The sequence below is a fragment of the Streptomyces sindenensis genome (genome assembly GCF_014649035.1).
Lineage (GTDB): Bacteria > Actinomycetota > Actinomycetes > Streptomycetales > Streptomycetaceae > Streptomyces > Streptomyces sindenensis.
On the sequence record NZ_BMSG01000012.1, the window covers coordinates 109,723 to 127,101 of the forward strand.

Annotated in this window: 13 protein-coding genes; 10 read left to right on the top strand and 3 right to left on the bottom strand. The window is 71.7% G+C overall.

Going from position 1 to position 17,379, the window contains the following annotated elements:
* The first annotated feature begins 24 nt into the window (after nucleotides 1–24).
* The 7 genes from IE145_RS15935 to IE145_RS15965 all read left to right on the top strand — a co-directional run bounded on the left by IE145_RS15935 (nucleotide 25) and on the right by IE145_RS15965 (nucleotide 8,236).
* Nucleotides 25–1,272 carry an ABC transporter substrate-binding protein gene (locus IE145_RS15935; RefSeq protein WP_189525694.1) on the top strand — a complete coding sequence of 416 codons (1,248 nt, stop codon included), beginning with the start codon at nucleotides 25–27 and terminating at the stop codon, nucleotides 1,270–1,272.
* Between the two features lie 72 nt (nucleotides 1,273–1,344).
* Nucleotides 1,345–2,502 carry an ABC transporter ATP-binding protein gene (locus tag IE145_RS15940; RefSeq protein ID WP_189525695.1) on the top strand — a complete coding sequence of 386 codons (1,158 nt, stop codon included), beginning with the start codon at nucleotides 1,345–1,347 and terminating at the stop codon, nucleotides 2,500–2,502.
* Entirely contained in the window at nucleotides 2,499–3,440 is a 942-nt protein-coding gene (locus IE145_RS15945; RefSeq protein ID WP_189525696.1) for an ABC transporter permease, read from the top strand. The genes IE145_RS15940 and IE145_RS15945 overlap by 4 nt, the downstream gene beginning before the upstream one ends.
* Nucleotides 3,440–4,243, top strand: coding sequence for an ABC transporter permease (locus IE145_RS15950; RefSeq protein WP_189525697.1), 804 nt, complete (start codon nucleotides 3,440–3,442; stop codon nucleotides 4,241–4,243). Before IE145_RS15945 ends, IE145_RS15950 begins: the two co-directional genes overlap by 1 nt.
* A 23-nt stretch (nucleotides 4,244–4,266) precedes the next feature.
* Nucleotides 4,267–5,682: an NAD(P)/FAD-dependent oxidoreductase gene (locus IE145_RS15955; RefSeq protein WP_189525698.1), complete on the top strand. Its 1,416-nt coding sequence runs from the start codon at nucleotides 4,267–4,269 to the stop codon at nucleotides 5,680–5,682.
* A 136-nt stretch (nucleotides 5,683–5,818) separates the two neighbouring features.
* On the top strand, nucleotides 5,819–6,319 hold the full coding sequence (locus tag IE145_RS15960; RefSeq protein WP_189525699.1) for a hypothetical protein: 501 nt from the start codon (nucleotides 5,819–5,821) through the stop codon (nucleotides 6,317–6,319).
* Between the two features lie 90 nt (nucleotides 6,320–6,409).
* On the top strand, nucleotides 6,410–8,236 hold the full coding sequence (locus tag IE145_RS15965) for a chitinase (RefSeq protein ID WP_189525700.1): 1,827 nt from the start codon (nucleotides 6,410–6,412) through the stop codon (nucleotides 8,234–8,236).
* Here the strand turns inward: IE145_RS15965 and IE145_RS15970 are convergent.
* Nucleotides 8,202–8,720, bottom strand: a complete 519-nt coding sequence (locus IE145_RS15970; RefSeq protein WP_229825584.1) for a phosphatase PAP2 family protein — start codon at nucleotides 8,718–8,720, stop codon at nucleotides 8,202–8,204. The genes IE145_RS15965 and IE145_RS15970 overlap by 35 nt on opposite strands.
* A gap of 474 nt (nucleotides 8,721–9,194) precedes the next feature.
* Nucleotides 9,195–10,535: a 4-aminobutyrate--2-oxoglutarate transaminase gene (gene gabT / locus IE145_RS15975; protein WP_189525701.1), complete on the bottom strand. Its 1,341-nt coding sequence runs from the start codon at nucleotides 10,533–10,535 to the stop codon at nucleotides 9,195–9,197.
* A 268-nt stretch (nucleotides 10,536–10,803) separates the two neighbouring features.
* Here gabT and IE145_RS15980 point away from each other — a divergent pair, with 268 nt between their 5' ends.
* From IE145_RS15980 to IE145_RS15990, 3 genes are all read left to right on the top strand, one after another.
* Nucleotides 10,804–13,335 (top strand): ATP/GTP-binding protein, encoded by a 2,532-nt coding sequence (locus tag IE145_RS15980; RefSeq protein WP_189525702.1) that lies wholly within the window; start codon nucleotides 10,804–10,806, stop codon nucleotides 13,333–13,335.
* A 195-nt stretch (nucleotides 13,336–13,530) separates the two neighbouring features.
* Nucleotides 13,531–15,114: a PucR family transcriptional regulator gene (locus IE145_RS15985; protein WP_189525703.1), complete on the top strand. Its 1,584-nt coding sequence runs from the start codon at nucleotides 13,531–13,533 to the stop codon at nucleotides 15,112–15,114.
* Between the two features lie 204 nt (nucleotides 15,115–15,318).
* Nucleotides 15,319–16,764 carry an aldehyde dehydrogenase family protein gene (locus IE145_RS15990; protein WP_189525704.1) on the top strand — a complete coding sequence of 482 codons (1,446 nt, stop codon included), beginning with the start codon at nucleotides 15,319–15,321 and terminating at the stop codon, nucleotides 16,762–16,764.
* Nucleotides 16,765–16,924: 160 nt separating this feature from the next.
* On the opposite strand, the gene IE145_RS15995 is transcribed toward IE145_RS15990, so the two are convergent.
* Nucleotides 16,925–17,215: a hypothetical protein gene (locus tag IE145_RS15995; RefSeq protein ID WP_189525705.1), complete on the bottom strand. Its 291-nt coding sequence runs from the start codon at nucleotides 17,213–17,215 to the stop codon at nucleotides 16,925–16,927.
* Nucleotides 17,216–17,379: the final 164 nt, after the last annotated feature.

Sequence of the window (17,379 nt, forward strand, 5' to 3'; positions counted from 1 at the left end):
CCCACCCGAAAGGGCACACAGCGTATGGAGAGTTACGAGCCCGAGCGCCTCACGCCGGTCCAACTGGCGGCCATGAGGCGATCCCTGACCAGCGGACGCGGCGCCCTCACCCGCCGCTCCCTGCTGCGCGCCTCCGGCATGGGCGCGCTGGCCGTCGGCGGCATGGCCGCCCTCGGCGCGTGCGGCATCCCGCCCGCCAAGCGCGCCGACGCCGGTACGGCCTCCGACGACCACTCGGACAAGGAGAAGGAGGTCGCCTTCTCCAACTGGACCGAGTACATGGACGTCAGTGAGGACGAGAAGAGCCGCCCCACCCTCCAGGCGTTCACCAAGCGCACCGGGATCAGGGTCAAGTACACCGAGGACATCAACGACAACGTCGAGTTCTTCGGGAAGATCAAACCGCAGCTCGCGGCCGGCCAGAACACCGGGCGCGACCTCATATGCGTCACCGACTGGCTCGCCGCCCGCATCATCCGGCTCGGCTGGGCGCAGAAGCTCGACCCCTCGAACCTCCCGCACGCCTTCGCCAACGTCTCATCCCAGTTCCGCACCCCCGACTGGGACCCGGGCCGCGCCTACTCCTATCCCTGGACCGGCATCCCCACGGTCATCGCGTACAACATCAAGGCGACCGGCGGCCGCAAGGTCGACTCCGTCACCCAGCTCCTCGACGACCCGAAGCTCAAGGGCCGTGTCTCCTTCCTCTCCGAGATGCGCGACTCCATCGGGATGACCCTGCTCGACCAGGGCAAGGACCCGGGGAAGTTCACCGACGCCGACTTCGACGGCGCGATCGGCCGGCTCCAGAAGGCTGTCGACAAGAAGCAGATCCGCCGCTTCACCGGCAACGACTACACCGCCGACCTCAGCAAGGGCGACATCGCCGCCTGCGTCGGCTGGGCCGGGGACATCATCCAGCTCCAGGCCGACAACCCGGACATCAGGTTCGCGATCCCGGCCGCCGGTTACATCACCTCCAGCGACAACCTCCTGGTCCCCGCGCAGGCCCGGCACAAGAACAACGCCGAGAAGCTCATCGACTACTACTACGAGCCGCCGGTCGCCGCCCAGCTCGCCGCGTACATCAACTACGTCTGTCCGGTCGACGGCGTACGCGAGGAGCTGGCGAAGATCGACGAGTCGATGGCTTCCAACACCCTGATCCTTCCCGACAAGGAGATGGCGGCGAAGTCCCGCTCCTTCCGCTCCCTGAGCACGGAGGAAGAGACGGCGTACGAGGAGAAGTTCGCCAAGCTCATCGGCGCCTGACCCGGCGGCCACCGGAACCCCACCGGCCCCGCCCACTCCGAACTCCCCCCGAACACACTGGGACTGCGACCCATGACACAGCAGCAGCAGACCGCGGGCGGCGATGTCCGCCTCGCCGGGATCAGCAAGACCTACGGCTCCTTCACGGCCGTGCACCCGCTCGACCTGACCGTGCCCCAGGGATCCTTCTTCGCCCTGCTCGGCGCGTCCGGCTGCGGCAAGACCACCACCCTGCGGATGATCGCGGGCCTGGAGGAGGCCACGACCGGCACGGTCTTCCTCGGCGACCGGGACATCACCGATCTGCCCCCGTACAAGCGGCCCGTCAACACCGTCTTCCAGAGCTATGCGCTCTTCCCGCACCTGGACATCACCGAGAACGTGGCCTTCGGGCTGCGGCGGCGCGGCATCAAGTCGGTGAAGAAGCAGGTCGACGAGATGCTGGAGCTGGTTCAGCTCGGCGACTTCGCCCGCCGCAAGCCGCACCAGCTCTCCGGCGGCCAGCAGCAGCGCGTCGCCGTCGCCCGCGCCCTCATCAACCACCCGCAGGTCCTGCTGCTCGACGAACCGCTCGGCGCCCTCGACCTCAAGCTCCGCCGCCAGATGCAGCTGGAGCTGAAGCGGATCCAGACCGAGGTCGGCATCACCTTCGTGCACGTCACCCACGACCAGGAGGAGGCCATGACCATGGCCGACACCGTCGCGGTGATGAACGGCGGCCGCGTCGAGCAGCTCGGCGCCCCCGCCGACCTCTACGAGAACCCGCGCACCACCTTCGTCGCCAACTTCCTCGGCACCTCCAACCTCATCGAGGGCGAGATCGTCTCCACCGGCGGCGATCTGGTGGTGGCCGCGGGCGGCGGAAAGCTCACGCTGCCCCGCGAACGGTGTTCGGCCTCCTCCACCAGCAGCGGCGGCCGTCTCCTCCTCGGCATCCGGCCCGAGAAGATATCCCTCGCCCACGCGGACGACGCCGACGCCATCGCCGCGGGCCGCAACCGCGTCACGGGCCGCGTCACCGACTCCAGCTTCATCGGCGTCTCCACCCAGTACGTGGTCGAGAGCCCGGCCGGCGCCGCCCTCCAGGTGTACGAGCAGAACATCGAACGCGACACCCGTCTGGTCCCCGGCGCCGAGGTCGTCCTGCACTGGAACCCCGCCCACGCCTTCGGCCTCGACGCCGCCCAGGCCATCGACGCGGGCGCCACCAGCGTGGAGGACGCGGAGTGAGCGTCACCGAGGCGCCGCCCGCGCCGACCCCGAACCCCGAGGAGCCCCGGGAGCTCAAGCTCCGCAAGCCCTCCACCCGCAAACGGCTCGTCCCCTACTGGCTGCTGCTCCCCGGCATCCTCTGGCTGCTCGTCTTCTTCGCCCTGCCGCTCGTCTACCAGGCCTCCACCTCCGTACAGACCGGCTCGCTGGAGCAGGGCTTCGAGGTCACCTGGCACTTCCAGACGTACGTGGACGCGCTGCGCGAGTACTACCCGCAGTTCATCCGTTCCCTGCTCTACGCGGGCACCGCCACGATCCTGTGCCTGCTGCTGGGCTACCCGCTCGCCTACCTCATCGCGTTCAAGGCGGGCCGCTGGCGCAACCTGGTGCTGGTGCTGGTCATCGCCCCGTTCTTCACCAGCTTCCTCATCCGCACGCTGGCGTGGAAGACGATCCTCGCCGACGGCGGCGCGGTCGTGGACGTGCTCAACACCCTGCACGTGCTGGACGTCACCAGCTGGCTCGGCTGGACCGAGTCCAACCGGGTCCTGGCCACCCCGATGGCCGTCGTCTGCGGTCTGACGTACAACTTCCTGCCGTTCATGATCCTGCCGCTCTACACCTCGCTGGAGCGGATCGACGGCCGGCTGCACGAGGCGGCGGGCGACCTCTACGCCACCCCCGCGACCACCTTCCGCAAGGTGACGTTCCCGCTCTCCATGCCCGGCGTGGTCTCCGGCACCCTGCTGACCTTCATCCCGGCCAGCGGCGACTACGTCAACGCCGAACTCCTCGGATCCACCGACACCAAGATGGTCGGCAGCGTCATCCAGAGCCAGTTCCTGCGGGTCCTGGACTATCCGACGGCCGCCGCGCTCTCGTTCATCCTCATGGCGATCGTCCTGCTGATGGTCACCTTCTACATCCGCCGCTCCGGGACGGAGGACCTGGTCTGATGCCCGTACTGCGCTGGATTCGCCGGAACCTGATCGTCATCGCGGGTCTGCTGACCCTCGCGTACATGATCCTGCCGAACATCGTCGTGATGGTGTTCTCCTTCAACAAGCCCAAGGGGCGCTTCAACTACGCCTGGCAGCAGTTCTCGCTGGACGCCTGGAAGGACCCCTGCGGCGTCGCCGACCTGTGCGGCTCGCTCTCCCTCTCGCTCCAGATCGCCTTCTGGGCGACGCTGGGGGCCACCGCGCTCGGCACGGCGGTCGCCTTCGCGCTGGTCCGCTACCGCTTCCGGGCGCGCGGCGCGATCAGCTCGCTGATCTTCCTGCCGATGGCGATGCCCGAGGTCGTCATGGCGGCTTCCCTGCTCACCCTCTTCCTGAACATGGGCGCCCAGCTCGGCTTCTGGACGGTCCTGATCGCCCACATCATGTTCTGCCTCAGCTTCGTGGTGACCGCCGTCAAGGCGCGCGTCATGTCGATGGACCCGAGACTGGAGGAAGCCGCCCGCGATCTGTACGCGGGCCCCGTGCAGACCTTCGTCCGGGTGACCCTCCCCATCGCCGCCCCCGGCATCGCGGCGGGAGCGCTGCTCGCCTTCGCCCTCTCGTTCGACGACTTCATCATCACGAATTTCAACGCGGGCTCCACGGTCACCTTCCCCATGTTCGTCTGGGGATCGGCCCAGCGCGGTACGCCCGTGCAGATCAATGTCATCGGCACCGCCATGTTCGTGATTGCGGTACTGATGGTTCTTGTCGGTCAGCTCATCGCGAGCCGCCGCAAGAGCAGCGCTCGAAACTGAAATTCCTGAAGGAGTTGGAAACCATGGCCCCAGCTGCCATGCGTACTGCTGCACAATCCCTTTCCGGCGCCAAGCCGGTCGCCTACTGGCTCGACGACCCGGCCAAACCCGACGCGCTCGGCGCCCTCACCGGCGACGAGCACACCGACCTCCTGGTCGTCGGCGGCGGCTACAGCGGACTGTGGACCGCGCTCATCGCCAAGGAGCGCGATCCGGAACGGGACGTCGTCCTCATCGAGGGGCACGAGGTGGGCTGGGCCGCCTCGGGCCGCAACGGCGGCTTCTGCGCCGCCTCCCTCACCCACGGGCTGGCCAACGGCGTCGAGCGCTGGCCCGACGAGATCGCGAAGCTGGAGGAGTTGGGGGAGCGAAACCTCGACGCCATCGAGGCCGCCGTCGCCCGCTACGGCATCGACTGCGAGTTCGAGCGGACCGGCGAGATCGACGTCGCCACCGAGCCCCATCAGCTCGAAGAGCTGCGGGAATGGCACGAGGAGATCGTCAAGCTCGGTATCACCGGCGTCGACTTCCTGGACCGGGACGCCCTGCGTGCCGAGGTCGACTCGCCCACCTTCCTCGGCGGCCTCTGGGACCGCCGCGGCGTCGCGATGCTGCACCCGGCGAAGCTCGCCTGGGGCCTGAAGCGGGCCTGCCGGGAACTGGGCGTCCGGATCTACGAGCACACGCGCGGCCTCGACCTCGTCCGCTCGGGGGAGGGGATGGCGGTCCGCACCCCGTACGGCCGGGTCTTCGCCCGCCGGGTCGCGCTCGGGACCAATGTCTTCCCCTCGCTCGTCAAGCGCGTCCGGCCCTACACCGTGCCGGTCTACGACTACGCCCTGATGACCGAACCGCTCACCCCCGAGCAGCTCGCGTCCATCGGCTGGAAGGGCCGCCAGGGACTCGGCGACAGCGCCAACCAGTTCCACTACTTCCGGCTTTCCGCGGACAACCGGATCCTCTGGGGCGGATACGACGCCATTTATCCGTACGGGGGCCGGCTCAGCGCTGATCTCGACCAGCGTCCGGAGACGTTCCTGAAATTGGCGGAGCAGTTCTTCACCTGCTTCCCGCAGCTTTCCGGGCTGAAATTCTCGCACGCCTGGGGCGGCGCGATCGACACCTGTTCCCGCTTCACGGCATTCTTCGGAACGGCCCATCAGGGGCGGGTCGCCTACGCCGCCGGATTCACCGGACTCGGCGTCGGATCCACCCGTTTCGGGGCGGACGTGATGCTCGATCTGCTCTCCGGCGAGGAGACCGAACGGACCCGGCTGGAGATGGTCCGCTCCAAGCCGATGCCCTTCCCGCCGGAGCCGTTCGCCTGGGCCGGGATCGAGATCACCAAGCGGTCTCTGGCCCGCGCCGACAGCAACGGCGGCCACCGCAACCTGTGGCTCAGGGCCATGGACAAGCTGGGCCTCGGCTTCGACAGCTGACCCCCGGTCCCGCCGTGTGACCCACTTCACTGCCAACTGGTGGCCCCGACCCGCGTCATAGTCGGGGCCGAGCGCTCTCTCGCACGTGTACGCACCGGCGGAACCCCGCCGGTGTTCACGTCACGGGAGGCTGGTCATGACGGGACCGGAAACGAAAGCCGCGATCGAGTGGCTCACATCGGTGGCACCGGACCCCGGCGCCTGCCGGTGGGAATGGGAGCGCAACCCGCACGGGATCGCTCTCCTTCCCGCCGGTAGGCGCTGGGACGTGCTGATCCTCCCGGGTGAGCTCGGCTACCCGACGTTCGACGTCCTCACCCGCCTCATCGACCGCCCGGGCCCCGTCCTCGCCGACTTCGGGGAGTCCCGCATGGGCTTCTTCGTACCGCCGGGCACCGTCTCCCGCTGGATCGGCACCGGGGTCAGGGGCTGCGGCCGGGGCACCTGGATCGTCGTCCCGTATCCGGGGCGCGCCACCGGGGGAGTGCGCTGGCTCATCCCGCCGGACGGCTCGGGGACCCTCACCGACGCCGCGCTCCTCGAACTCGCCATGCACGAGGCGGCGGGCGCCGCCGCCCGCGAAGCCCGGGGCGCCCATGAAGGCTGGGACCCCCGTGAAGGGCGCCCGGAGAGCTGAGCGGGCTGCCAGAGGTCTTGACAACCTCATTGGTCTGGACCATGTTGTGCGCACGCCACACCCCGAATTCCCCCCTGCGCGGAGGCTGTTGTGGAACGCACCGGACCCATCGTCAGATTCTCCAGACTTCTGGCCGCCTGCTCGGCCGGCCTGCTCGCCGTCGGAGCCCTGGTCACCTCGGCTCCGGTGGCGACCGCCGCCGACGTGGACCTGGTGCGCAACGGCGGCTTCGAGGCGGGCCTGGACGGCTGGAACTGCGCGAACTCCAGCGGCGCTGCCGTCACCGCACCCAAGCGCACCGGCGCCTCCGCGCTGAAGGCGACCCCGGCCGGCAGCGACCACGCCAAGTGCTCCCAGACCATCACGGTCAAGCCCGACTCCTCGTACACCCTGAGCGCCTGGGTGCAGGGCAGTTACGTCTACCTCGGCGCCTCCGGCACCGGCACCACCGACGTGTCCACCTGGACCCAGTCCCCCGGCGCGTGGAAGCAGCTCACCACCACCTTCAGGACCGGCCCCTCCACCACCTCGGTGAGCGTCTACACCCACGGCTGGTACGGCACACCCGCCCACTACGTCGACGACCTCACCCTCGTCGGCCCGGGCGGCGACCCCGTCGTGGTCCCGGCCGTCCCCGGCGGTCTGAGGACCACCGCGCTCACGTCCACCTCCGTGGCGCTCTCCTGGAACCCCGTGTCCGGCGCGAGCGGATACCACGTCTACCGCGGTGGTACGAAGGTGGCCACGGCCACCGGACCCTCCGCCACCGTGACGGGCCTGACGCCCTCGACCGCGTACAGCTTCCAGGTCACCGCCACCAACGCGGCCGGGGAATCCGCGAAGTCGGCGGCGGTCACGGCGACCACCACGGCAGGCGGAGGCGGGGGCGGCGACAGCAAGCTCCCCGCCCGCGCGCTCGTCGGCTATCTGCACTCCAGCTTCGCCAACGGCTCCGGCTACACGCGGATGGCGGACGTGCCCGACTCCTGGGACGTCATCAACCTCGCCTTCGGCGAGCCCACCTCCGTCACCTCCGGCGACATCCGCTTCTCGCTCTGCCCGGCCGCCGAGTGCCCGAACGTCGAGTCCGAGGCGGAGTTCAAGGCCGCGATCAAGGCCAAGCAGGCCGCGGGCAAGAAGGTGCTGATCTCGATCGGCGGCCAGAACGGACAGGTGCAGCTCGCCTCCACCGCCGCCCGGGACGCCTTCGTCACCTCGGTCTCGAAGATCATCGACACCTACGGTCTCGACGGCCTCGACATCGACTTCGAAGGCCACTCGCTCTCCCTGAACACCGGAGACACCGACTTCCGCAACCCGACCTCACCCGTGATCGTCAACCTGATCTCCGCGGTGAAGTCCCTCAAGGCGAAGTACGGCTCCGACTTCGTCCTCACGATGGCGCCGGAGACCTTCTTCGTCCAGCTCGGCTACCAGTTCTACGGCTCGGGCCCCTGGGGCGGCCAGGACCCGCGCGCCGGCGCCTACCTGCCGGTCATCCACGCGCTGCGCGACGACCTGACCCTGCTGCACGTCCAGGACTACAACTCGGGCCCGATCATGGGCCTGGACAACCAGTACCACACCATGGGCGGCGCGGACTTCCACATCGCGATGACCGACATGCTGCTCGCGGGCTTCCCGGTGGCGGGCGACACCACCAAGGTCTTCCCCGGGCTGCGCCCCGACCAGGTCGCCATCGGGCTCCCGGCCTCCACCCACGCGGGCAACGGCCACACCACCCCGGCCGAGGTCAACAAGGCGCTCAACTGCCTGATCAAGAAGACCGACTGCGGCTCCTACCAGACCCGCGGAACCTGGTCCGACCTGCGCGGCCTGATGACCTGGTCGATCAACTGGGACCGCTTCAACACCTGGGAGTTTAGCCGGAACTTCGACGCCTACTTCGGTAACTGACCCACCCCAGGGGCGCCAGCACCAACGGCCCCAGGCACCAACTGGCCAGCACGTCCAGCGGCCAGTGGTAGCCGTGCAGCACCAGACCGATGCCCGTCGCCGTGGTCAGCAGGATCGCGGCGACGGGCATCATCCACGCCCGGGGCCAGGAGGCCTCCCGCAGCCACGCCGGCCGCCCCAGAGTCAGCAGCACCAGGGCCGAGGCCCCGTACGCCACGGCCGCCGTCGCCGTATGGCCGGACGGGTAGTAGTTGACGGCCTCCGTCAGCGGCCCCTGCCGGGCGGTGGCCACCTTCAGCGGGATCACCAGCACGGGCACCGCCGCCATGGTGAGGGCCGCGTACACGGCGAGCCGCAGGGCACGGCGCCCCAGGGCGTACGCGATCGCGCAGCTCAGCACCGGAAGCGCCACGGGCATCCCGCCGAGGTCGGACAGGACCTGGGTCAGCGGAGCCGGGCCGTGCCCGAAGAGTTCTCCGCCCACCCGCTCGTCGAGCCGGAACAGCGGGCCCTCGACGACGACCTGCCAGGTGATCAGCGCGAAGAGGACCGCGAGCAGACCGAGAAGACCCCAGACGTATCCGGAAACGAGGGGGGCCGGCCACCCGGGAACAGGGGGGGTGTTCCGGGATGGCCGGCGGGATCGGTTCGCCGCGCGCCCCGGGGGGTGTGGGGCGGGCGGCCGTCCGATCGGTGAGGAGTCCCGGAGCCATCGGCCCCGGCGTGCGCGAACGCACGCTCCGGACGGTGCTGGGGGAGCCCCGGCCCGGAGTCGGCCGCGGTTTCCCGGGGCCGAGGTGTTTCTCTCATCTGCGGAAACCGTACGGCAGTGGAAGGGCGACCGACAGTCGACACCGCCTCCCGCCATCGCCCCCGCACACGTTCTTCACAGGCTCTCACCCGGACGCCGTACGGCAGCGGCGCGGGGCCGCCGCCGTACGCACCCGGGTTCGAGAGATCAGAGCGTGCCGAACGCCCGCTCGATGATGTCGAGGCCCTCGTTGAGCAGGTCCTCGCCGATCACCAGCGGCGGCAGGAAGCGCAGGACGTTGCCGTACGTGCCGCAGGTCAGGACGAGCAGGCCCTCGGCGTGGCAGGCCTTCGCGAGCGCGCCCGCCGCCTCCGGGTTCGGGTCCTTCGTGCCGGACTTCACCAGCTCGATCGCGATCATCGCGCCGCGGCCGCGGATGTCACCGATGATGTCGCCGTTCGGGAGCTTCGCCCGCATCTCGGCGAGGCGGCCCTTCATGACCTCCTCGATCCGCTTGGCCTTCCCGTTCAGGTCCAGCTCGCGCATCGTCTCGATGGCGCCGAGCGCACCCGCGCAGGCGACCGGGTTTCCGCCGTACGTACCGCCCAGGCCGCCCGCGTGCGCGGCGTCCATGATCTCGGCGCGGCCGGTCACGGCGGAGAGCGGCAGGCCGCCCGCGATGCCCTTGGCGGTGGTGATCAGGTCCGGGACGACGCCCTCGTCCTCACAGGCGAACCACTGGCCGGTACGGCAGAAGCCGGACTGGATCTCGTCCGCGACGAACACGATGCCGTTGTCCTGCGCGAACCGCGCGATTGCCGGGAGGAAGCCCTTGGCCGGCTCGATGAAGCCGCCCTCGCCGAGCACCGGCTCGATGATGATCGCGGCGACGTTGTCGGCGCCGATCTGCTTGGTGATCGCGTCGATGGCCTGCGCGGACGCCTCGGCCCCGGCGTTCTCGGCCCCGGTCGGCCAGCGGTAGCCGTAGGCGACCGGGACGCGGTAGACCTCGGGCGCGAACGGGCCGAAGCCCTGCTTGTACGGCATGTTCTTCGCCGTCATGCCCATGGTGAGGTTGGTGCGGCCGTGGTAGCCGTGGTCGAAGACGACGACGGCGGTGCGCTTGGTGTAGGCGCGGGCGATCTTCACCGCGTTCTCGACGGCCTCGGCGCCCGAGTTGAACAGCGCGGACTTCTTCGCGTGGTCGCCCGGCGTCAGCTCGGCGAGCTGCTCGCAGACCTCGACGTACCCCTCGTACGGCGTGACCATGAAACAGGTGTGGGTGAAGTCCGCGAGCTGCGCGGAAGCCCGCCGCACGACGGCCTCGGCGGACGCGCCCACGGAGGTCACGGCGATCCCGGACCCGAAGTCGATCAGCCGGTTCCCGTCCACGTCCTCGATGATCCCGCCGCCCGCCCGGGCGGTGAACACCGGCAGGGTGGAGCCCACACCCGCGGCGACGGCCGCGGTACGACGAGCCTGCAGCTCGACGGACTTCGGGCCGGGAATGGCAGTGACGACGCGGCGCTCCTGCGGGATTGCGGTCATGCGGGGCTCCTGGGGGGTGTTTCGGACGCTCTTCCTTTCTGCAGGCTAGGGGTGGGGGAGGGGTGCGGGCATGCTCCGATCGGGAGTGGTGGGGGGTGTGTCCTTGTCCTTGGCGGACAGGTGGGGGGCCTGCCGGCCGTGCGGGTGCGGGCCGAGTCCGCCGCGGGTCCGGCCGTCACTATCCGGGCGCGTTGCTGAACTCGCCGTGTGCGCGCACTAGATTGACCGGGGCAGCGGACGGACCGGCAGGTCAAGGGGGCAGTGGTTCATGGACGACGACGGCACGCGGGGTGTACGGGGACCGAGCGCGGACAGGGCCCCCGGACCGGCCGTTCCGCCACCCCCCGCGCACCCGCCGCGGGTACCGAACCCCGCCACCGGCACGCATCCGGCCGACCGTCACCCGGGCGACCGGAACGAGGCCGACCGGTATCCGGCCGACCACCACCCGGGCCCGCCGGCCGAGCAGCGGCGCTCGGGGGGCGCGTCCGTCCCGTCGATGGAGCACCGCCCGGCCGGTCCCGCCCCGGCGGTCCCGCCCTCCGAGCCGCCGCCCCCCGGATCCCCGGTCGACGCCTGGCTGCGCACCCCCCGCCCCCAGCAGGAACCGGGTGTCTGGCGGTACGGATACACCCCGCCCCCGCCCGAGGAGTCCGAGCGGGTCTCCGACCGGTCGCTGCTCGTCGGCGCACTCATCGCCCTGCTCTCCGCGCTGCTGCTGTGGTCGCTGTGGCGCAACGGCTACCTCCCCTACCGCCTCGTCCCGCTGAAACTCTTCACCCCGGGGGAGTGGTGGAACCCCGGCACGTCCGGTGGCCCCCGCACCATCGAGGGCAGCGACGCCCTCACGGTGTACGAGGCGATCCTCTTCGGTCTGCTGGCCTACGGCTGCGGCCGGATCGGCAACTTCTCCGAACTCTTCCGCCGCCATGTCGCGGAGCGCGGCCAGCCCTTCCTCGCCCTGACGGCGGCCGCCGCGGCGGGCCTGGCCCAGCTGCTCGTCTGGAAGGAGACGCTCCCGGTCGTCCGCCCGGTCCTGGTCCTCGTCGCCTCCGTGGCGGGCGGCGAGATCTACCAGAGCCAGACCGTCGTCAACGTGATCTACGGGCTGATCGCCGCCGCCGTCCTCTGGCCCTTCGCCCGGCTCGGCCGCTGGCGCGAACTGATCGCCACCCGCTGGGGCGGCGGCCCCGCCCCCGCGTCCGCCGCCAGCTCGGCGCCCGCCACCACGACCTCCGCCGACCAGTGGCCCGAACTGCGCGCAGCGGGCTGGACCGACGCCGCGGACACCCTCACCGCCGAGGTCCGCACCGGTCGCATGAACGACGTGGACGTGGCCCGGCTGCGCCACGCCTGGGCGCTCGCCACCCGGCGGCCCGACCGGCTCGGCCCCCTCGCCGAGTCCGTCCTGCGGACCGGCGGGGCCGCCGCCCTGCACCCCTCCGGCCACCGCGACCTCCCGCGGCGCACCGCCCGCCACGATGTGCTCACCGGCCAGGTCAGGATCGGCCGGTGCGCCGACGACCCGCACAACCCCTACATCCGCCGGGGCACGGGCCTCGCCCTGGACCCCGCGCTGCTCGGCACCTCCCTGCTCGCCGTCGGGCCTCCCGGCGCCGGGAAGTCCGCCCGGCTGCTCCGGCCGGCCGTCGAGGCGCTCGCCCTGCGCGCGCTGGCCGGACAGGCGGCGGTCCTCGCCGTCGGCGGAGCGGGTGAGCCGCTCGGCCCGGACGATGCCTTCGACGTCGTCGTCCGGGTCGGCAACCCCGGCTCTGCCCACGACATCGACCTGTACGGCGGCACCACCGACCCCGACGAGGCGGCAGCCGTCCTCGCCGAAGGGCTCGTCGGCGATGTCGGCAGCCTCGACAGCCGCCGCGCCGCCACCGTCCTCGCCCAACTGCTCGGCCCGTACCGCGCGGCCCACGGCCACTTCCCCTCCGTGCCCGAACTACGGGAACTCCTCGACGGCACACCGGCCGCGTTCGCCGGGCTCCGCACCTCCCTGGAAGCCGCCGGTCACCACGCGATGCTCCGCGAGCTGGACGCGCGGTCCCGGCAGGCAGGCGGCCCCGGCGACCCGGCACCCGTCCTCGCCGACCGGGTGGCCCTGCTCGACCGGCCCACGTTCGCCGGGTTCTTCGCCACCGGCCCGGACGCCCGCCCCTTCGAGCTGCGCGCACTCGGCCAGTACCCGCTGCGGGTCCGTGTCGACCTGCCGGAGCGCGGCCACGCGGAGGCGTCCCGGCTGCTGACCCGGCTGCTCCTCGCCCAGTTCACCGCGATCACCGCGGCCCGCACCGATACCTCGCTCTTCGTCTGCCTCGTTCTCGACGACGCCACCCACGCCGTCACCGCCGAGACCGTCCGGGGCATCCGCCGACTGCGCTCGGTCAACGCCGGTGCGGTGCTCGCCCTCCGTACCGTCGACGACGTCCCCGAAGCCCTGCACACCCCGCTGCTCGGCGCGGTCGGCTGCACGGCGGCCTTCTCCGGCATCACCACCTGGGACGGCAAACGCTTCGCCGAGGCCTGGGGCAAGGAGTGGGTGGAGACCCGCGAGGTCGCCCAGCACACCGTCTTCGCCGACCAGCCCTTCACCCGCGCCCTGCACGCCCTGCGCAAGCTCGTCACCGGCAAGGCCGTGACCACGGACGCCGTGACCGTACGTCAGGTCGAGCGGGAACGCTGGTCGGCCTCGGAACTGGCGTACGGGGTGCCCGCCGGTCACGCGGTGCTCTCCCTCACCACCGTCCAGGGCGAACACGCACCCCCCCTCCTCGTCCACCTCGACGGCTGAGACGGCCCCACCGGCTACCCGGAAGTAACGCGAAGGTCGACGGAGAGCGGTTACCGGCACCCTGCCAGCCTGGCAGAATCGAAGGGAGCCGTTCATACGGGACGGCGAAATGCGGGGCCACCGTCACGGCCGGGGGACCGGTCGTCCGTGCGGCGGCGCCCGCGACCTCATCCCCGACCCCGAGGTTCCCCGCCCATGCCCCCCACGCTCGCCTCGCTCGTCCAGCACTCGGCGCTCAAGCTCACCGTGCGGGCGGGCGCGGACCGGCTCGGCACCCCCGTGCGCTGGGCCCACGCCAGCGAGCTCGCCGACCCCGTTCCGTACATGGACGGCGGCGAACTCCTCCTCGTGACCGCCACCAACCTCGACGCCGAGAACGCCGACTCCATGCGCCGGTACGTACGGCGGCTGGCCGGAGCCGGAGTCGCCGGGGTCGGCTTCGCGGTCGGGGTCAACTACGACGACATCCCGCAAGCGCTCGTCGACGCCGCCGAGGAAGCCGGCCTGCCGCTCCTCGAAGTCCCCCGCCGCACCCCGTTCCTCGCCATCAGCAAGGCCGTCTCCGCCGCCATCGCCGCCGACCAGTACCGCGCGGTCACCGCCGGCTTCGAGGCCCAGCGCGAGCTGACGAAGGCCGCGCTCGCCGGGGACGGGCCCGCCGACCTCCTCGCCCGGCTCGCCGCCCACATCGACGGCTGGGCCGCCCTGTACGACACCTCCGGCGTGGTCCTCGCCGCCGCACCCGACTGGGCCGCCCGCCGCGCCGCCGCCCTCACCCCCGACGTCGAACGCCTCCGGGACCGGCCCGCCCCCGCCAGCATCGTCGTCGCCGACAGCGAGGACCGGGTGGAGCTCCAGTCGCTGGGTACCGGCCGCCGGGCGCGCGGCGCGCTGGCCGTCGGAACGGGCGCGGCGCTCGGGACCGCCGAGCGGTACGCCGTACACTCCGCCGTCGCCCTCCTCACCCTCACCACCGCCCGCTCCCGCTCCCTCCAGGGCGCCGAGCAACGCCTCGGCGCCGCCGTCCTGCGGATGCTCCTCGCCGGCCAGCCCGACCACGCCCGGGCCGTCGCCGGAGACCTCTACGGCGACCTGCTCGACGCCCCGTTCCGGCTGATCATCGCCGAGGCCGCCGCGCCCGCCGCACCCGAACCGCTCACCGAGGCCATGGAGGCCGCCGCCGCCCGTACCGGCGAGGCGCTCCTCCTGGTCCCCGAGGGCGAACGCGTCGTCGTGCTCGCCGCCGACGGCGGAGCCGCCTGCGCCGCCTGCGCCGCCTACGCCGAGGCCCAGGACGACCGCGCCCCGCGCGAGGGCGGTGCCGAGGACGGCGACGTCGTGGTGGGGCTCTCGGCCCCCGCCGGCCCGATCGCCGTCTCCGCCGCGTACAAGCAGGCCGAACAGGCCCTCTCCGTCGCCCGCCGCCGGGGCAGGGCCCTCGTCGAGCACGAGGAGCTGGCCGCCGGTTCGGTCCTCCCGCTGCTCGCCGACGACGCCGTACGGGCCTTCGCCGACGGCATGCTCCGCGCCCTGCACGAGCACGACGCCAAGGGCCGCGGCGACCTCGTGGCCTCCCTGCGCGCCTGGCTCTCCCGCCACGGCCAGTGGGACGCCGCCGCCGCCGACCTGGGCGTGCACCGGCACACCCTGCGCTACCGGATGCGCCGGGTGGAGGAGATCCTCGGCCGCTCGCTGGACGACCCGGACGTCCGCATGGAGCTGTGGCTCGCCCTCAAGGCCACGGCGGCGACCGCACCCGCCGAGGCCCCCGGAGGCTGAGCACCGCCCGTCGGGCGGGCGATCCGCGCCCCACCCCCACTCCTTCCGCCAAATCGGCGCACCCGGCCCCCGCTCCGCTCCACGCCGGACAAACGCCCCGAGCGCCTGTCCGCCCTACCGTGGGACCACAGAGGGGAGCCTTCCGGGCGCCCACGACGAGACACACCCCCACCTCCTCACGACCTCCGAAGGGCCGGAACCTCCATGACTTCGCCCCACGCCTTCTGGGTGGCCGGCCGCCGGGCCACCGGTGCCGACAGCTTCGACGTCACCAACCCGTACGACGGACGCCTCGTCGGGACCGTCAGCGTGCCGACCGACGCCCAGGTCGAGGAGGCCGTCGCCGCCGCCCACGCCGTACGCGACGCGTTCGCCGCCACTCCGGCGCACGTTCGGGCCGCGGCCCTCGACCACGTCGTACGGCGGCTCATGGAGCGCACCGAGGAGATCGCCCAGCTGATCTCGGCGGAGAACGGCAAGCCGATCAAGTGGGCCCGCGGCGAGGTCGGCCGGGCCGTGTCCGTGTTCCGGTTCGCCGCCGAGGAGGCCCGCCGCTTCAACGGCGGCGAGGCTCAGCGGCTCGACACCGACCTCGGCGGCACCGGCCGCCTCGGGCTGACCCGGCGCTTCCCGCGCGGGGCCGTCCTCGGCATCGCGCCCTTCAACTTCCCGCTGAACCTCAGCGCCCACAAGGTCGCCCCGGCCATCGCCGTCGGCGCCCCGATCATCCTCAAGCCGGCCCCGGCGACGCCGATCTCCTCGCTCATCCTCGGCGAGCTGCTGGCCGAGACCGACCTCCCGGCCGGCTCCTGGTCCGTCCTGACGGTCCCGAACGACAAGATGCCCGCCCTCGTCCAGGACGAGCGGCTGCCGGTCATCTCCTTCACCGGCTCGGGCCCGGTCGGCTACGCGATCATGGAGTCGGTGCCCCGCAAGCACTGCACCCTGGAGCTCGGCGGCAACGGCGCGGCGGTCGTCCTCGGCGACTACTCCTCGGAGGCGGACCTGGACTGGGCAGCGACCCGGATCGCCACCTTCTCCAACTACCAGGGCGGCCAGTCCTGCATCTCCGTGCAGCGCGTCATCGCCGACGCCTCGGTCTACGACCGCCTCGTCCCGAAGATCGTCGCCGCCGTCGAGGCCCTCGTCACCGGTGACCCGGCCGACGCCGCCACCGATGTCGGCCCCCTGGTCAGCGAGGACGCGGCCAAGCGCGTCGAATCCTGGGTCGACGAGGCCGTCCAGGGCGGCGCCGAACTGCTCACCGGCGGCAAGCGCGACGGCGCCACCTACGCCCCGACCGTCCTCGCCTCCCTCCCCGACGACGTCACGCTCTCCTGCGAAGAGGTCTTCGGCCCGGTCATGTCGATCCAGAAGGCCGACGGCGAGGCCGAGGCGTTCGCCGCCGTCAACTCCTCCAAGTACGGCCTCCAGGCAGGCGTCTTCACCCACGACCTCCAGACCGCCTTCCGCGCCCACCGGGCCCTGGAGGTCGGCGGCGTGATCATCGGCGACGTCCCCTCCTACCGCGCCGACCAGATGCCGTACGGCGGCGCCAAGCAGTCCGGCGTCGGCCGCGAGGGCGTCCGCTACGCCATGGACGACTACACCTACGAGCGCGTCCTGGTCCTCACCGGCCTCGCCCTGTAACACCCCGGACGCCCCTCGCCCGCGCCCCCGCCTGCGCAGTGGGTGCGGGCGGGCGCGCGAGAAGGAGCGGTCTGAGCCCACTGTGCGGGGGCCCAGGCCGCTCCTGTCTCTTCCGGGGCCCCACGGGTCCGTGAAGCGGCACGCCTGCCGCGATCGGCCGTCAGCCGAGGACCAGGAACACGGTGCTCACCACCAGCACGAGAAGGCCGAGGGCGGACACGAACCCTCCCCAGATCCGCACGAGCCGCCGCTGCCGAAGGGCAGAACGGTAGAAGTGCATCTGCGGATGTTCGCATCCCCGCCGGGCGTAGCGCCGCAGAAGCCCCGGCTCCGCGTAGGCCGGGTTCAGCAGAACCTCCACGGCCCACCGGGCCGCCCCGCGGTGGTCGGTCGCCAGCGCGAGGCCGGCCAGGAACACCGCGCTGCCCAGCAGCGGCGGGATCAGGGACATGCGGCGGCCTCCAGTGTGCGTGGAGGACGCACAGTACGCACGGCGAACCTCCGCCCGGGAGACCCACCTCGTGCGCGGGGGCTGGTGCGGGTGCCGAACCACCGGTACACGGGTTACATACGGACCAGAGCAGCCCAGTAGCAGCAGCGACGAGCGGCGAGGTG